Origin of the sequence: Geodermatophilus sp. FMUSA9-8, assembly GCF_037034165.1 — a bacterium.
Lineage (GTDB): Bacteria > Actinomycetota > Actinomycetes > Mycobacteriales > Geodermatophilaceae > Geodermatophilus > Geodermatophilus nigrescens.
In genome coordinates this window covers 165323-181352 of the sequence record NZ_JBAGKE010000010.1, presented here as the reverse complement: position 1 = coordinate 181352, position 16030 = coordinate 165323, and the positions used below count along the sequence as shown (strand labels likewise).

Sequence of the window (16030 nt, the reverse complement as noted above, 5' to 3'; positions counted from 1 at the left end):
TGCTGCCGGCGCGCCGTCCCGCGTCGCGTCCGTGCCTCCCGGATGGGCCCGCGCGCTGTCCCCGGGCGGGGCAGTCGGCGGGAGGGTCGAGGCCGGATCGTCGTGCGGTGGGGTTCGCCGGCGGCAGGGGTCCCGCTGCCGCCGGGCACCACCCGCCGCGTCGCGTCCGCGCCTCCCGGGAGGGTCCGCGCGCTGTCCCCGGGCGGGGCAGTCGGCGGGAGGGTCGAGGCCGGATCGTCGTGCGGTGGGGTCTGCCGGCGGCGCGGGTGCCGCGGAGGGGTCAGGGGGCGGCCACGGGGGCCAGGGAGGAACTGCTCGCGGGAGCGGGCCGGCGGTCCGGCTCCGGGGCGGGAGCCGGGCCCGTCGAGCACGTCGACGAGGAGAGCGGACGCGCGGTCTCCGGGAGGAGGCGCGCAGGGGGTCAGCCGGGGGCGGGTGGCGGTGGCCGGGGCGAGCCCCGGGCCGGCGGTGGCACCGGGTCGCCCCGGGTGCGCACCGCGCCGTCGGCCGGCGGTGGGGGGTCGGGTGCCCGCGCGGTCGGCCGGGCGGCCGACGGGCGGGCGGGCCAGCCTGCGGGGGCCAGCGCCGGGCCGGGCGGGCGGGGCCGCGGCACCGGGTGCACCGGCCGGGCGGTGCCGGCCGGAGGAGACGCCGCGGTGGGGGAAGACACCGCGGGCGTGATCGTGGGGGTGCTCGGCATCTCGGTGAGCACCACGGGGCCGTCCGCGCCGGGCCGGCGCAGGACGGGGGCGGCGGGACGGGGTGCACCCCAGGCGAGGTGCTCCCCGCCAGGGCCGGCACCCCACATCGCCAGGCGCCGGACGAGGCCGGGGCCGGGCGGGGGGACGGCGACCGGCGGGGTCGGCCAGGCGGCGTGCGCCCCGCCGGGGCCGGCGCCCCACATCGCGAGGCGGCGGACGCCGGCGCGGAGCCGGGCGCGCAGCCGGGAGCCGGGGGCCGGGGGCTGCTGGGCGCGGACCGGGGCGGCCGGCGCGGCGGCGGTGGCCGGCGGGACCGGCCGCGGGCGCGGCACCGGCACCGGGCGGGCCACCGGCAGCGGCCGCAGCGCGCGGCCCGGGGCGGCGCCGGCGACACGGGTGCCGGAGACACGGCTGCCGGAGACACGGGTGCCGCTGGTGCGCACGGTGGCGGCGCGCGCCGGGCGGCGGCGGTGCGGCAGGGCCTCGGCCCGCTCGAGCAGCTCGACCCAGCCGGCGGGGACCAGGTCGTCGGGCAGGGTCGCCGACGCCGGGGCGGGTGCCCGGTCGATCGCCATGCCGTCCTCCTGGGGGTCTGTGTCCGCGGCCGGGGAAGGTGCCGCGGACGAGGAGAAAGGTAGGGACCGGCACCCCCGCGGACGGCCGTTCCGGACACGTCCCGCAGCCCCCGTGACGCAACCGTTGTGACGCTCTGACCTGCGGGTTGGTGACCGTGTGCTGACGGCGAGCACTTGTCGACCCGTCGACCGCCCCTGAGCGTGGGAGGGCCCCGGGGGGCCTCCGGTCACCCCGCGACACGTCCCGCCGCGCCCGGCGTGTCGGGCCCGGCACCCGGCGTCGCCCGTCCGTGCCGCCGGGTTGCCGGTGCCCGGAGGGGTGCCGACGATCGTGCGGTGACGGACTCCGGCGCCACGGGCGCCTCCCGGACGGCGGTCGGCGCGCAGGACTCCCCGGGCGACGGCGCGCCGGACACCAAGCTGCGCCGCGCCGTCACCGGGAAGCTGCTCTACCTGTTCATCCTCGGCGACGTCCTCGGCGCCGGCGTCTACGCGCTGGTCGGCGAGGTGGCCGGGGAGGTGGGCGGCGCGATCTGGGTGCCGCTGCTGGTGGCGCTGCTGCTCGCCCTGCTGACGGCGGCCTCCTACGCCGAGCTGGTCACCAAGTACCCGCGGGCCGGCGGCTCCGCGGTGTTCGCCGAGCGGGCGTTCCGCTCCCCCGTCGTGGCGTTCCTCGTCGGCTTCTGCATGCTCGCCGCCGGGGTCACCAGCGCCGCCGGGCTGGCGCTGGCCTTCGCCGGCGACTACCTCGGCGTCTTCCTCGACGTGCCCGCCGCGCCGGCCGCGATCGTGTTCCTGCTGGCCGTGGCGCTGCTCAACGCCCGCGGCATCCAGGAGTCGCTGCGCGCCAACCTCGTGATGACGCTGGTCGAGACGTCGGGCCTGGTGCTCGTCGTCGTCCTCGGCGCGGTGGTGCTGTTCCGCGGCGACGGCGAGCCGGCGCGGGCGCTGGAGTTCCCGCCCGGGGTGTCGGCGGGGACGGCGGTGCTGGCCGCGGCGCTGCTGGCCTACTACTCGTTCGTCGGGTTCGAGACGTCGGCGAACGTGGCCGAGGAGGTCCGCGACGTCCGCCGGGTCTACCCGCGGGCGCTGTTCGGCGCGCTGCTCACCGCCGGCGCCGTCTACGTGCTGGTCGGCCTGGCCGCGGCGGTCGTGCTGCCGCCCGAGCGGCTCGCCGACTCCACCGGGCCGCTGTTGGAGGTGGTGCGCGCCGCCGACGCCGGGATCCCCGACCAGCTGTTCAGCGTGGTCGCGCTGGTCGCCGTCGCCAACGGCGCGCTGCTCACCATGATCATGGCCAGCCGGATGGCGTTCGGGATGGCCGAGCAGCGGCTGCTGCCCGCCGCCCTCGGCCGGGTGCTGCCCCGCCGGCGCACGCCGTGGGTGGCCATCGCCGTCACCACCGCGGTGGCGATGGGGCTGAGCCTGCTCGGCGACCTCGCCACGCTGGCCAACACCGTGGTGCTCCTGCTGCTGTTCGTCTTCATCAGCACGAACACCGCGGTGCTGGTGCTCCGCCGCGACCGGGTGGACGTGCCGCACTTCCGGGTGCCGGCGGTGGTGCCGGTGCTCGGCGTCGCGTCCTGCCTGGTGCTGCTCTGGCAGCAGGAGGCGCGCACCTGGGCGTTCGCCGGGGTGCTGGTCGCCGTCGGGCTGCTGCTGTACCTGGGAACGGCGCTGCCGCGGCGCCGGGCGGCCGCCCGGGAGGACGCGGGATCGCCGGGCGCGGGGGTCAGCCGATCCGGCTCCTGATCGCCGCGGCGAACCGGGCGGCCGCGCCGTCGTCTGTCGTGAGGAACAGGCTCGGCTCGGTCAGCTCGACCTCGATCACCTGCGGCGCGCCGTCGTCGCCGGGGACCAGGTCGACGCGCGCGTAGAGCGGGGTCTCCCCCGTCCGCTCGCGCACCCACGCCAGCACCCGGTCGCCGAGCGCGCGCTGCTCCGGCCCGGCGGTGCGGGCGGTGATGGTCTCCTCGGCGAACAGGCCCGGGCCCAGCGCCTCACCGGCCAGCAGCGCGCCCTTGCCGAACGCGTGGCTGTACGTGCCGCCGACGTACACCAGCCCCGTCTCGCCCTCGGCGTCGAGCCGCGCGAGGTAGGGCTGCACCATCACCGCCCGGCCGCTCGCGAGGATCCCCTCGGCCAGCTCGCGGGCGCCGGCCCGCCGCTCCGGGGGGAAGCGCACGGTGTCGCGGGCGCCGGCGGAGACCACCGGCTTGACCACGACGTCGCCGGGCCAGCGGGACAGCGCGCCGTCGACGTCGCCGGGCCCCTCCGCCCAGGCCGTGGGGACGACGGGCACCCCGGCGCCGGCCAGCTCGCGCAGGTACCGCTTGTCGGTGTTCCAGGCCAGCACCGCGGCCGGGTTGGCCAGCCGGGTGCCCTCCTCCACGCGCCGCGCCCAGGTCAGGAACTCGTCGCGCCGGGGCGCGTAGTCCCAGGTGGACCGGACGACGACGGCGGTCGCGGCGGACCAGTCGACCGTCGGGTCGGCCCAGTCGGCGGCGGAGGCGGTGAGGCCCTCGGCGGCCAGGGCGGCGACGAGCAGCGGCTCGTCCTCGTCCCTCCCGGCGGCCTCGGCACAGCTGGCGAGCAGGACGTCGGGCACGGCGCGATCCTGCCGTACCGGGTCTGCTGGGATGGGCCGGTGGCTGCCACCCCCCTCGTGATCGACACCGACCCGGGCATCGACGACGCCCTCGCCATCCTGCTGGCCCTCGCCAGCCCCGAGGTCGACCTGCGGCTGGTCACCACCACGCACGGCAACGTGGACCTCGCGCAGACCACCGAGAACGCGCTGCGCGTGCTGCACCTGGCCGGCCGCTCCGACGTCCCGGTGGCCGCCGGTGCCGCCGAGTCGCTGGTCTACGCGCAGCCCGAGCGGGCCGGGCACGTGCACGGGCGGACCGGGCTCGGCGGGGTCGACCTGCCGCCCTCGCCGGCCGCCGTCGACCCGCGGCCCGCGGTGGTCGCCCTGGCCGAGCTGCTGCTGGCGTCCGAGACCCCGGTGACCGTGGCCGCCATCGGCCCGTGGACGAACGTCGCGCTGCTGCTGGCCACCTACCCGGAGGCCGCCGCCCGCATCGGCCGGCTGGTGCTCATGGGCGGCTCGGCAGGCCGCGGCGGCAACGTGACCGCGGCGGCGGAGTTCAACGTGTGGGCCGACCCGGAGGCCGCGGCCCGGGTGCTCGGCTCCACGGTGCCCACGGTGCTGGTCGGGCTCGACGTCACGCTGCCCACCGTGCTCGACGAGGACGGCATCGCCCGCTTCGCCGCCGCGGGCCCCGTCGGCGCGACGGCGGCGGCGATCCTGCAGCAGTACCTCGACCACGCGCGCAGCTCCTACGGCACCACCGGCGTGGTGGTGCACGACGCGCTGGCGCTCACCGAGGCGATCGCGCCGGGCACCCTGGGCACCGTGCGGCGCGACGTCGTCGTCGACACCACCCGCGGCGCCGGACGCGGCCAGACGCTGGTCGACCGCCGCACCGTGTCGGACTCCCCCACCGCGGTCGACGTCGCCGAGACCGTCGACAGCCCGGCCGCCGTCGAGTTCCTGGTCAGCCGCCTGAGCGACCTGGCCGCCCGTCGGGGCTGACGCCCCCGGCCGGCTGCGCCACGGAGGCGACGATCCCGGCGGCGATGTCGCGCAGCTTGCGGTTGTAGCGCTGCGAGGCGTCGCGCAGCAGGTCGAAGGCGGCGTCGGCGTCGACCCGGCGCTGCGCCATGAGCACGCCCTTGGCCTGCTCGATCACCGCCCGCGACTGCATCGCCAGCTCCATGTTGCGGGCGTGCTCGCCCAGCAGGGCGTGCGCGTCGGCGTTGGCGACGGCGACCGCCACCGCCTCGGCCACCTCGCGGGCCGCCTCCGCCGAGGTGTCGGAGGCGAGGGCGCCGGGCCTCGTCGAGTAGATGTTCAGCGCGCCGATCGTGGTGCCCTGGTAGGGCAGCGGCGTCGACAGCGAGCTGCGCACGCCGACGGCGAGGACGCGTGCGGTGTAGTCGGGCCAGCGGGTCTCGGTCCGCATGTCGTCGACCCGCAGCTGCACCCCGCCGCGGCCGGCGTCCAGGCAGGGCCCGTACCCGCGGGCGTACTGGAGCTCGTCGGCCGCCAGCGCCATGTCGCCGTCGTGGGCGGCGGTGGTGGGCACGTCGCCGCGGACCAGCGTGATCGACGTCGACTCGGCGCCGGGCACGTGCTCGGTCGCCAGGCGCGTCACCTCCCCCAGGACGTCGGACAGCTCGCGGTCGGCCAGCCGCAGCCGGCTCAGCGCCCTCCACAGGTCCTCCACGCGCCCATCCTGCCCTGGGACCCCCCGTTCGGGGCGTCCGGCGACCCACGGCGGACCCTCCGCTGCGGGACGACGGGGTTTCGGCGAGGATGGGCGCCGGTGCTGCGGAGCGACGGAGGGTGGACGATGGGCCAGGAGGCGTGGCCGCTCACACCCGTGCCCTCCGTGGCCGGCGACGTCTGGCACTGGCAGCTGGAGGCCATGCACGTCGTCTCCCGCGTCCGGGCCGACCTGCGGGCGCGCATCGCCCACCCGTCGGTGAGCACGTCCTCCACCGAGGACGCCCGCGACGGGCTGCTGCTGGTCTTCGAGGAGCTGGCGTCCAACGCGCTGCGGCACGGCGGCGGCGACGTCCGCGCGCTCGTGGTGGCCAGCCCCGCCGGGTGGCTGCTCGACCTCAGCGACGAGGCGCCCGACCGGCCGCCGGTGCCCGCCGTCGACCGCGACCCGTCCCTGGGCGGCATGGGGCTGCACCTGGTGGCCCAGCTGTCGGTGGCCTACGGCTGGGAGCGCCGGCCCGGCCGCAAGCACGTCTGGTCCCGGCTGCCCTCGGGGCTCGCCCCGCTCGAGGGCATCGGCGACCGCGTGCCCGAGCCGCGCACGCCCGAGTTCCCGCGCGACTGACCCGGCCGCCGGCGGGCTCAGGCGGAGTCGGCCACCGCGGCGCCCTCGTGCTCGGCGCGCGCGCAGTGCGCGCAGCAGTAGAACTGCCCCTCGACGACGACGCCGTGGCCGACCACCTTGACCCCGCAGTGCTCGCAGATCGGGGCCATGCGGTGGATCGCGCACTCGAAGCTGTCGAAGGTGTGCGTGACGCCCTGCGCCACCACCTCGAAGCTCATCGCGTAGTCGTTGCCGCAGACCTCGCAGACCGCCATGGCGCCTCCCTTCCCCGGGAGGCGCCCGCGGACACCGCCGACCGGCGTGTCAGCCGTTGCGGGCGGTCCACCCGGAGACGAAGTCGCGCAGGCTGCGGGTCGGGCGCAGCCAGGCGCCGTCCGCCGGGAGCGCGTCGAGCCGGACGCGGTCCAGCGGCGCGGTGAACGCCCCGGGCACGTCCTCGATGTCGATGAACTCGAGCAGGTCGGAGCCGATCGCGTAGCCCGCGACCTCGCTGAAGGCGACGACGACGACCTGCGTGCCGGCCCGCGCGAGCTCCTCGAGCGGCTCGGCGAAGTTGCGGCCGTCGCCGGAGAAGACGACGAGGCGGCGCAGCCGGTGGCTGTGCGTGCGCACCTCGATGTGGTCGAGCATCGCCTGGTCGATGTCGTCGTCGGGCTGCTGCTTGGGGCGGGCGAACACCGCGTAGCCGAAGCCGCGCAGCGCCTCCACCCAGCGCTGCAGCGAGCCGACGACGGGCGGGATGTTGGCGAACACGCAGGCCTCGACCTCGGGCGCGTCCGCGGCGGCCGGGTCCCCCGCGCCGTCGACGAACCACGCGGCGATCGCGTCGAAGCGCGGGCGGGACGCGGCGGTCGGGCGGGCGCCGATGACCGTGGACAGGGTCATGTCGATGTTCGGCGCGTCCCAGATGAGCAGGTCCAGCGCCGGCCGGCCGCGGCCCTGCGTCTCGTCGGGGAGCGTCGCCGTCCCCGTGGTCGCGCCGTCGGGCCCGCTCGTCACCGTCACGGGGGCAGTCTGCCCGGTCGGCCCGGTGACCGGCGCGGACGCCCCCGGAGCGGGAGCGGGCCCGGCGAGGGCGGGCTCGGCGGGCGTCGGCTCGGCGGGGGGCGCGGGCGGGCCGGCCGGGGAGGTCGCCCGGCGGACCGCCCGGCGGCGCACCGGTCCCGTCACGCGTGCCCGCTCCCCCGCGGCCTCAGCCCAGGCGGCCGGCGAGGGCCAGCGCGCAGGAGTCGCCGCCGCCGTCGGACACCCGGTTCGCCCACCGCTCGACGTCGCGGGCGGCCATCGGGCGGGCGAGCAGGTAGCCCTGGGCGGAGTCGCAGCCGGCCTCGCGCACCATCCGCAGGTGGTCGGCGGTCTCCACGCCCTCGGCCACCGAGCGGATGCCGAGGGTGTGCGCCAGCTCGACGATCGCGCCGAGCACCGCGCCGGTGCCGCCGGCGGCCAGCCGCTCGGCCGCGGTGATAAGCGAACGGTCGATCTTGAGCGTGCCGATGGGCAGCGCCATGAGCTGGGCGAGGGAGGACCAGCCGGTGCCGAAGTCGTCGATGGCGACCCGGACGCCGAAGCCCTGCAGGACGGCGAGCTGGTCCTCGGCTCGGGTGGGGTCCTCGGCGACGCAGGTCTCGGTCAGCTCGAGCATCAGCTGCTCGGGGGCGAGGCCGGAGTCGCGCAGGGCCGCGCGGACGTCGCGCACCAGGGTCTCCGCGGAGAAGTGGCGGGCGCTGATGTTGACCGCCATGCGCAGCGCCAGGCCCTGCTCGGCCCACTCCGCGGCCTGCCGGGTGGTCTCGTGCAGCAGCCAGCGGGTGATGGGGATGAGCTGGCCGGTCTCCTCGGCGACGGAGAGGAACGCGTCAGGGCCGAGCAGGCCGCGCTCGGGGTGCTGCCAGCGCAGCAGCGCCTCCACGCCCTCCACCTCGCCGGTGTCGAGGCGCACGACCGGCTGGTAGTGGACGACGAACTGGTCCTGGGCGCCGTCGCGCAGCCGGTTGGCGACGTCCATCCGCCACCGGGCGGCGTCGCGCAGGCCCGGGGAGAACAGGTGCACGCGGTCGCGGCCGGCGGCCTTCGCGGCGTAGCCCGCGGCGTCGGCGTCGCTGAGCAGCTGGTGGGCGTGCCGCAGGCCCGGCGGGGCGACGGCGACGCCGATGCTCGCCGACACCGGCACGGTCAGCCCGGCGGCGGTGAACGGGCGGGCGAAGGAGCGCTGCAGCCGGAAGGCCAGCGAGGCGGCCTCGGGGGTGTCGCAGGAGCGGGCGAGGACGACGAACTGGTCGCCGCCGAGCCGGCCGACGGCGTCGCCGGGGCGTACCTGACCGGCGAGGCGGGCGCCCACCCGGCGCAGCAGCTCGTCACCGACCTCGTGGCCGAGGGAGTCGTTGACGGTCTTGAAGCCGTCGAGGTCGAGGAACAGCAGCGCGGTGCGGTCGTCGTCGTCGGCGAGGGCCTGCTCGATGAGCTCGAGCAGCCGGGCGCGGTTGGGCAGGCCGGTGAGGTCGTCGTGCGAGGCCTGCCAGGCCAGCCGGTGCTGGTCGCGGACGCGCTCGCTGATGTCGGTGTGCGTGACCACGAGCTGGCCGGAGTCGTCGACCCGCGCGGCCTGCAGGCGCCACCAGGAGTCGCCGTCGGCCAGCTGCTGGGCGTAGTCGCAGGCGAAGACGCGGTCGTAGGAGCCGGGCGGCGCGGCCCGCAGCTCGGTGAGCCCCTCGGCGATGCGGGCGAGGTCGGACGGGGGCAGCCCCTGGGCGATCTGCGCCAGGTAGTCGTCGCCGGTGCCGGCCACCTGCCAGCCGGCGGCGCGGACCAGGTCGTCGTTGGCCGACCAGCCGCGGTTGACGCTGCGGATCCGGCCGCCGCCGTCGAGCAGCACGGTGGGGGAGGGCAGCGCGTCCAGGACGGCGGCGGTCTGCCGGAGGGCGTGCGCCTGGGCGGCCTGCTCGCGGTGCCGGGAGTCGACGTCGCGGATGAAGGCGACGAGGCCGGTGGCGTCGGCGGAGGCGCGCACCTCGAACCAGCGGTCCCGGGGGCGGTGGAGGTACTCGAAGACGCGGGGGCGGCCATCGGTCATCAGCCCGCGCAGCTGGTCCTCGAACTCCGAGCCGCGCAGGTCGGGCACGCAGGCGAGCGCCGTCCGGCCGAGCAGGGCGTGCGCGGGGCGGGCGAGGAGCTCCTCCAGCGCGGTGTTCACCCAGGTGAAGCGCCACTCGCGGTCGAGGTGGCAGACCGCGTCGGGGACGCTGGCCAGCAGGTCCGGCGGTGCCACCGCGCCTGCGTGGTCGGATTGGTGCACGCTGATCTTTCTCCCCCCGCCGCACTCCGGTCCTGCCCCTGGGGCGTGTCCCGGGTACGGACCGGGACGGGATGGGAAGTCGGTCCGTGCGCGACGCGTACCCGAGGGTAGTGGAGCGATGCCTCCTCAGACAGGGGCGATCGTTGAACGTTCGACGAGCGCGCCCACGGGCGTGTCGCGGGGCAGCGTCCCGAGCACGCTGCCCCAGTCGCCGCCCAGCCGGCTGGCGCAGAACGCGTCCGCGACCTCCGCCGGGCCGTGGCGCAGCAGCAGCGACCCCTGCAGGGACAGGGCCAGCAGGCCCGCGATGCGGCGCGCCCGCAGGGGCAGCGCGCCGGGGTCGCCCAGCTCGGCGCCCAGCCGCTCGACCGCGTCGTCGTAGCGGGGGTCCGCGCCGCGGGCGAGCTCGAGCTCGGCGGTGACGGCGGCCAGGGCCTCGCCCGAGCGGCCCAGCGCACGGAGGACGTCGAGGGCGATGACGTTGCCCGAGCCCTCCCAGATGCTGTTGAGCGGCGCCTGGCGGTAGAGCCGCGGGAGACCGGACTCCTCGACGTAGCCGTTGCCGCCGAGGACCTCCATCGCCTCGCCGACGACGGCGGGGGTGCGCTTGCAGACGAGGAACTTCGCCGCCGCGCCCGCCAGCCGGAGGAACGCCGTCTCCCCGCCGTCGACGGCCGCGGCCAGCCGGACGGCCAGCGCGGTGGCGGCCTCGCTCTCGACGGCGAGGTCGGCGAGCACGTTCTGCATGAGCGGCTGGTCGGCGAGCAGGGCGCCGAAGGCGCGGCGGTGGCGGGCGTGGTGCAGGGCCTGGGTGAGCGCGGCGCGGACGGTGGCCGCCGAGCCGATGACGCAGTCGAGCCGGGTCGCGTTGACCATCTCGAGGATCGTCGGGACGCCGCGACCGGGGTCGCCGACCAGCCAGCCGGTGGTGCCGTCGAACTCGACCTCGCTGGAGGCGTTGGCGCGGTCGCCGAGCTTGTCCTTGAGGCGCTGCAGGCGGAACACGTTGCGGCTGCCGTCGGGCAGCACCCGCGGCACGAGGAAGCAGGACACGCCCTCGTCGAGCTGGGCCAGGACGAGGAACAGGTCGCTCATCGGGGCGCTGGTGAACCACTTGTGCCCGGTGAGCGCGTAGGTGCCGTCGCCCGTCGCGACCGCGCGGGTGGTGTTGCTGCGGACGTCGGAGCCGCCCTGCTTCTCCGTCATGCCCATGCCGGCGACCAGGCCGGGCTTGGCGGCGGGGTCGGTGAGGCCGAAGGCGTAGCCGGTGCCGGTGAGGCCGGGCCCGTAGCGGGCGGCGAGCTCCGGGGCGGCCCGCAGCGCGGGGACGGCGGCGTAGGTCATCGTCACCGGGCAGCCGTGGCCGGCCTCGACCTGCGTCCAGGCGAGGTAGCCGACGGCGCGGCGGACGTGGGCGTGCCGGTTCCCGGCGTCGGCCGCCGCCCACGGCGCGCCGGCCAGCCCGTGCGCGAACGCCGTCCGCATCAGCTCGTGCCAGGCGGGGTGGAACTCGACCTCGTCGACCCGGTGCCCGTAGCGGTCGTGGGTGCGCAGGACGGGGCGGTTCTCGTCGGCCAGCCGCCCCCACTCGCGCGCCTGCTCGCTGCCGGCCAGCCGCCCGAGGTCCGCGAGGGAGGCCAGGGTCGCCTCGTCGGCGTGCCGGACGCAGGCCTCGGCGAGGGCCGCGTCCCCGGCGACCGGGTCGTACCCGGCGAGCGGCGGGACCTGGTTGGTGACCTCGTGCGTGGCGCCCACGGCGGGCACCGTACGTCCCGGTGTCGCCCCGCTCACACAGGGCCGTTCCACGTGGAACGGCAGGGGAACGGGTCGGACGTCGTCAGGCGACGGTGGACGGCGGCGCTTCCCCCGGGGTGCTCCTGCTGGCACGCTGGGCCCGTGCCGGACGACAGGTACCGCCTCCCCGAGGCCGAGCTGTACGCCGGCGTCCGGGTGCCGCTGGAGGAGCAGGTCGAGGTGCGGTCCGAGCCGGTGCCCCCACCTGCCGACTGGCGAGGCGACCCGCTGCCGTGGCTCGACGGCGGCTCCGGCGACGCGGACGGCGACTGATCCAGGCGCGGTGACGAGCGGGTCGAGCGCGCCGGACCTGCCCCGATCGGGCTCGCGCCGTGTGCACGGACCGCGGCCCGGAGGGCCGCCGCACCGCGCCGTGTGCACCCAGCGCGGTCAGGGGGCGGTCAGGGGGCGCGGCCGGGGACGCGCGGGGGCGGGGTGGCGGGGTCAGGACAGCGGGCGGACCAGGCGGCCGATCGCCAGCTGGGCCAGCGGCGCGTAGCCGACCACCACGGGCGCCGGGCCGGTGACCCGCAGGCCGGTGGTGCTGCCGCCGTCGGGACCGTCGGACACCCAGTGCAGCAGGTGCAGCCGCACCGGCCCGGCCGACACCGTCCACGCCCACCGCCGCGCCGCCTCGTCCACCGCCTCGACGACGAACGGCAGCGTGAGCCCGAGCGGCCCGCGCACCCGCCCCTCGAGCCCGGCCCGCAGCCGCGGCTCCGGCACCTGGACGCCGAGGATCTGCGGCGCCCACGTGGGCCAGCGGGCCGGCTCCGCGTAGCGCTCCCAGGCCTCGGCCGGGGCGACCGGCCCGCTCGCGTGCAGGGTCAGCGTGGTCACGTGGTCCTCCCGGACGTCAGGCGGGCGGGCCGCCGAGCAGCAGCTGCCGCAGCAGGTGCAGGGCGAGCACCACCGACCGCTCGCGCACCGCCGTCCGGGAGCCGGGCAGCCGCACCGAGCGCGCCTGCTGCCCCGACGGGCCGACCGCGCACAGGTGCACCGTGCCCACCGGCTTGTCCGGCGACCCGCCGCCCGGTCCCGCGATGCCGGTGATGCCGACGCCGACGTCGGCACCGAACCGGTCGCGGGCCCCCTCGGCCAGGGCCAGCGCCACCTGCGGGCTCACCGCGCCGAACTCCGCCAGCATCCCGGCCGGCACCCCGACCAGGTGCTCCTTCGCCGAGTTCGCGTACGAGGTGATCCCGCCGAGCACCCACGCCGACGAGCCGGCCCGCTCGATCAGCCGCGCCACCAGCAGCCCGCCGGTGCACGACTCGGCGGTGGCGATCGTCAGCCCCTGGGACCGGAGCGCGTCGGCGACCAGCTCGTCGAGCGTCGGCCCCGTCGAGAACAGCGTCGCCGCGTACTCCTCGGCGAGCACCGCGGCCAGCCGGTCGTAGGCGGGCTGGGCCGCGGGCGCGTACCGGGTCACGATCTCCAGTTCGCCGTCGCGCAGGCAGGTGGTGATCTCCAGGCCGGCCAGCTCGTCGTCGTGCTCGCGCAGGGTGGCCGCCAGTTGCGCCTCGAGCGTGCCCCACAGCCGCACGGTCTCCTGCCGCAGCTCGGTGGCCCCGGCCAGGGCCGCGCGCACCGGCGCGGCGTCCAGTGCCGCGGGCCACATGCCCTGCAGCTCCGACGGCGGCCCGGGCAGCACGACGACGACGGGACCGCCGCGGCCGTCGGCCGGCGGGACGACCAGGCCGGGCGCGGTGCCCACCGGCTCGAGCACCGTGGCGCCGGCCGGCACCAGCGCCTGCTTGCGGACGCCGGCCGCCGTCGCCCCGGGGTCCGCGCGCCAGCCCCGGCGGCTCATCAGCTTCTCCACGATCGCGCCCACCCGCTGCTCGAGCTCGGGGTCGACGTCGAGCGGGCGGCCCTGCACCTCGCCGACGACGGCGGCGGTCAGGTCGTCGGCGGTGGGCCCGAGCCCGCCGGAGGTGACCACCAGGTCGACCCCGGCCGAGGCGAGGTAGGAGAGCGCGCCGCGCATGTCGTCGGGCCGGTCGCCGACCACCAGGACGGCGCCGACGTCGACGCCCGCCTGCCGCAGCTGCTCGGCGAGCCACGGCCCGTTGCGGTCGGCGACGCGGCCGGTGAGGACCTCGGTGCCGGTGACGACGATGCCCGCGCGCGTGCCCACCCGCCCGACCCTAGGTGTGACGCGGACCCGGGGCGCGACGGCCGGACCCGCCGCCGCACCTGCGCGGTCCCGCCCGCCGCCGCGGTTAGCGTGCGGGGAGGGCCCGACCCGGTCCGCCGCCGACCGCCCGCCCCCCGCAGGAAGGAACGACCGTGACCGCCTCGACGCCGCCGGCCGGCCCGCGCACGCAGGAGATCGCCGTACCGACGGAGGCCGACGCCCCGCACGGCGCCACCGCCGCGGGCGCTCCCGACGCCGCACCGGCCCACGCCGCCCCCGCCGCCGCCCACGTCCCCGCCCACGCCGGCGCCCCGGCACACGCGGCCCCCGTGCCGCCCTCGATGCCGTCCTCGATGCCGTCCTCGATGCCGTCCTCGATGCCGTCCTCGATGCCGTCCTCGATGCCGTCCTCGATGCCGCTGCCGCCGCCGGCCTACCCGACCACCGCGCCGCAGCCGGTGGCCCAGCCCCTGGCCGGCGACGCGCCGACCGCCGTCGTCCCGCCGGTGACCCCGGCCCCGGCCGCCGACGGCCCGCTGCCCACCGGGCCGCTGGACTCCTTCTTCGGCACGCCGCCGCCCCCGCCCCCGCCGGCGGCGGCCCCGGCCCCCGCGCCCGTCCAGCAGCAGCTGAAGGCCCCCAGGGCGCCGCGCACCCCGCGCGACCGCGCCGTCCTGGTCACCGCCGGGCTCGGCCTGCTCGGCCTCGTCCTGCTCGAGCTCGGCCTGGCGCTGCGCCTGGGCGGTCAGGTGCTGTGGGCCGACCTGCCGCTGTGGTCGGGCTTCGCGACGCTCGCCGCGCTGGTCGGCGTCGTCGGCCTGGCCGCGAGCCTGCTCCCCGGCGGCCGGCTCTCCCCCGCCGTCGCCGACAGGCTGGCGCTCGGCGGCCTCGCCGGGCTGGCGGTGTTCTGGGTGCTCATCGCCCTGCCCCGCGTCGACTCCGACCGCGGCTTCCTGCTCACCGCCGCGCTCGGGGCCCTCGCCGTCGGGGTCTGGCTGGCGCCGCACCGCCGGGCGCGCTGAGCGCCTGATCCGCTCCTCGCGGCCGCGGCCGGGTCACCCCCGGCCGCGGCCGTTGCCGTTGCCGCCGCCGTTCCCGCCCGCGTTGCCGTTGCCGCTGCCGCTGCCGTTGCCGTTGCCGTTGCCGTTGCCCTGACCGTTCCCGGGGCCGTCGCCCGGCCCCTCGGGGGCCGGGGGGACCTCCGCCGGCGGCTGCGGCTGCTCCGCGACCGGCGGGGCCTCCCAGCCGGGGGCGGGTACCTCCACCGGCACCGGGACGGTCACCGTCACCGGCGACGGCGCGGGAGCGGGCACCGGGGCGGGGGCCGACGACGGCACGGGCGGCGCGACCGCCACGGTGAGGGTCACCAGGTCGCCCGCCGCGAGCGCGCCGACCGGCGTCACCGCCAGCACGGTGCCGGCCGCCGTCGCGGCGTCGTCCTGCGTCACCCGGGTGACCCGCAGCCCGGCGGCGACCAGCTCGTCCTCGACCTCGTCGGCGGGCCGGCCGGCCAGGGCGTCGCGGCGGACGTCGACCCCGGCCGGCGCGGCGTCCGCGACCGCGGCCGGGGGCGTGCCGGCGCCCGGGGCGGTCAGCTGCAGGGCGCCGATCCCGAGGACGGCGCCCGCGGCGAGCGTGCCGGCCACCGCGAGCGCGCGCACCGCCCGGCGGCGGGGCGGAGGAGGCGGGGGCGCCGGCGCGACGGCGCCCAGCGGCAGGGGCAGCGGCGCCGTCCCGGGCGGCGGGGCCGGCGGCAGCGGACGCCCGGCGCGCACGGCCTCCACCACCGCGGCCAGCTCCGCGCCGTCGGCGGGCCGCCCGGCGGGGTCCTTGGCCAGCATCCGCGCCACCAGGTCGCGCACCGGCGCGGGCACGTCGGCGGGCAGCGGCGCCGGGTCCTCGCGCAGCTGCCGGAGCGCGATCTGCACCGGGTTGTCGCCCTCGAAGGCGCGGTGCCCGGCCAGGCACTCCCAGGCCACCATGCCCAGCGCATAGACGTCGCTGGCCGGTCCCGCCTTGCCGCCGGCGGCCTGCTCGGGCGCCAGGTAGTGCGCGGTGCCGACCACCTGGCCGGTGCCGGTGAGCGGCGCGCTGCCGGCCGACCAGGCGACGCCGAAGTCGGTGATCCGCACGACGCCGTCGCGGCCGACGAGCAGGTTGCCGGGCTTGACGTCGCGGTGCACCACCCCGGCGGCGTGCGCGGCGCCGAGGCCCGCGGCGGTCTGGCCCACCAGGTCGAGCACCCGCCCGGCCGGCAGCCGCCCCTCGCGGGTCAGCAGCGACGACAGCGACTCGCCGTCGACCAGCTCCATCACCAGGTGGGCGCAGACCTCGCCGGCGTCGGACACCTCCTCGCCATAGTCGAACAGCGCGGCGATGTTGCGGTGCGCGAGCCGGCCCGCCAGCCGGGCCTCGGTGCGGAAGCGGCTGCGGATGGTGGCGTCGCCGCTGTACTCACCGCGCAGCAGCTTCACCGCGACCGGCCGGTCGAGCAGGGTGTCGCGGCCGTGCCAGACCTGGCCCATGCCGCCGGTGGCGATCAGGCCCAGCAGCTCGTAGCGGCCCCCGACGACGCGCCTGACCACGCTCCCGGTCACGGGTCCCCCCTGGTC

General features: G+C 78.1%; 15 protein-coding genes. 5 read left to right on the top strand and 10 right to left on the bottom strand.

Annotated elements, in window-relative coordinates; genetic code table 11:
* Positions 1 to 421: 421 nt before the first annotated feature.
* On the bottom strand, positions 422 to 1276 hold the full coding sequence (locus WA616_RS19855; protein ID WP_336032584.1) for a hypothetical protein: 855 nt from the start codon (positions 1274 to 1276) through the stop codon (positions 422 to 424).
* A gap of 336 nt (positions 1277 to 1612) precedes the next feature.
* On the opposite strand from WA616_RS19855, the gene WA616_RS19850 reads away from it, so the two are divergent.
* On the top strand, positions 1613 to 3028 hold the full coding sequence (locus WA616_RS19850) for an APC family permease (protein ID WP_336032582.1): 1416 nt from the start codon (positions 1613 to 1615) through the stop codon (positions 3026 to 3028).
* On the opposite strand, the gene WA616_RS19845 is transcribed toward WA616_RS19850, so the two are convergent.
* A complete protein-coding gene (locus WA616_RS19845; protein ID WP_336032580.1) occupies positions 3009 to 3884 on the bottom strand; it encodes an ATP-grasp domain-containing protein in 876 nt (291 codons plus the stop codon). The two genes, WA616_RS19850 and WA616_RS19845, sit on opposite strands and share 20 nt — an antisense overlap.
* 39 nt (positions 3885 to 3923) lie before the next feature.
* Between WA616_RS19845 and WA616_RS19840 the strand changes: the two genes are divergently transcribed.
* Positions 3924 to 4874: a nucleoside hydrolase gene (locus tag WA616_RS19840; protein ID WP_336032579.1), complete on the top strand. Its 951-nt coding sequence runs from the start codon at positions 3924 to 3926 to the stop codon at positions 4872 to 4874.
* Here the strand turns inward: WA616_RS19840 and WA616_RS19835 are convergent.
* Positions 4837 to 5568, bottom strand: coding sequence for a GAF and ANTAR domain-containing protein (locus WA616_RS19835; RefSeq protein WP_073422131.1), 732 nt, complete (start codon positions 5566 to 5568; stop codon positions 4837 to 4839). The two genes, WA616_RS19840 and WA616_RS19835, sit on opposite strands and share 38 nt — an antisense overlap.
* 99 nt (positions 5569 to 5667) lie before the next feature.
* Between WA616_RS19835 and WA616_RS19830 the strand changes: the two genes are divergently transcribed.
* Entirely contained in the window at positions 5668 to 6192 is a 525-nt protein-coding gene (locus tag WA616_RS19830) for an ATP-binding protein (protein WP_245794780.1), read from the top strand.
* Positions 6193 to 6209: 17 nt separating this feature from the next.
* On the opposite strand, the gene WA616_RS19825 is transcribed toward WA616_RS19830, so the two are convergent.
* The 4 genes from WA616_RS19825 to WA616_RS19810 form a co-directional block, all read right to left on the bottom strand.
* Positions 6210 to 6446 (bottom strand): hypothetical protein, encoded by a 237-nt coding sequence (locus tag WA616_RS19825; protein ID WP_073422130.1) that lies wholly within the window; start codon positions 6444 to 6446, stop codon positions 6210 to 6212.
* A 49-nt stretch (positions 6447 to 6495) separates the two neighbouring features.
* On the bottom strand, positions 6496 to 7197 hold the full coding sequence (locus WA616_RS19820; RefSeq protein WP_245794778.1) for an NYN domain-containing protein: 702 nt from the start codon (positions 7195 to 7197) through the stop codon (positions 6496 to 6498).
* 187 nt (positions 7198 to 7384) lie between these two features.
* Positions 7385 to 9457 carry a putative bifunctional diguanylate cyclase/phosphodiesterase gene (locus WA616_RS19815; protein ID WP_336032576.1) on the bottom strand — a complete coding sequence of 691 codons (2073 nt, stop codon included), beginning with the start codon at positions 9455 to 9457 and terminating at the stop codon, positions 7385 to 7387.
* A gap of 153 nt (positions 9458 to 9610) precedes the next feature.
* Positions 9611 to 11239, bottom strand: coding sequence for an acyl-CoA dehydrogenase family protein (locus WA616_RS19810; RefSeq protein WP_336032575.1), 1629 nt, complete (start codon positions 11237 to 11239; stop codon positions 9611 to 9613).
* Positions 11240 to 11380: 141 nt separating this feature from the next.
* Between WA616_RS19810 and WA616_RS19805 the strand changes: the two genes are divergently transcribed.
* A complete protein-coding gene (locus tag WA616_RS19805) occupies positions 11381 to 11551 on the top strand; it encodes a hypothetical protein (RefSeq protein ID WP_336032574.1) in 171 nt (56 codons plus the stop codon).
* Positions 11552 to 11722: 171 nt separating this feature from the next.
* Here the strand turns inward: WA616_RS19805 and WA616_RS19800 are convergent, their stop codons facing one another.
* Entirely contained in the window at positions 11723 to 12118 is a 396-nt protein-coding gene (locus tag WA616_RS19800; RefSeq protein ID WP_336032573.1) for an SRPBCC family protein, read from the bottom strand.
* A 16-nt stretch (positions 12119 to 12134) separates the two neighbouring features.
* The gene (locus tag WA616_RS19795) at positions 12135 to 13418 is read right to left on the bottom strand and encodes a competence/damage-inducible protein A (RefSeq protein ID WP_336032572.1); all 1284 of its coding nucleotides are present in this window, start codon (positions 13416 to 13418) and stop codon (positions 12135 to 12137) included.
* 152 nt (positions 13419 to 13570) lie between these two features.
* Here WA616_RS19795 and WA616_RS19790 point away from each other — a divergent pair, with 152 nt between their 5' ends.
* Positions 13571 to 14440 carry a hypothetical protein gene (locus WA616_RS19790; protein WP_336032570.1) on the top strand — a complete coding sequence of 290 codons (870 nt, stop codon included), beginning with the start codon at positions 13571 to 13573 and terminating at the stop codon, positions 14438 to 14440.
* Between the two features lie 33 nt (positions 14441 to 14473).
* Here WA616_RS19790 and WA616_RS19785 read toward each other — a convergent pair whose 3' ends face one another.
* Positions 14474 to 16015, bottom strand: a complete 1542-nt coding sequence (locus tag WA616_RS19785; RefSeq protein ID WP_336032568.1) for a serine/threonine-protein kinase — start codon at positions 16013 to 16015, stop codon at positions 14474 to 14476.
* Positions 16016 to 16030 lie beyond the last annotated feature (15 nt).

Excerpts from the sequence above, each read along its gene's own strand:
- WA616_RS19855 (WP_336032584.1), bottom strand. The coding sequence starts at position 1,276 with ATGGCGATCGACCGGGCACCCGCCCCGGCGTCGGCGACCCTGCCCGAC.
- WA616_RS19825 (WP_073422130.1), bottom strand. The coding sequence starts at position 6,446 with ATGGCGGTCTGCGAGGTCTGCGGCAACGACTACGCGATGAGCTTCGAG.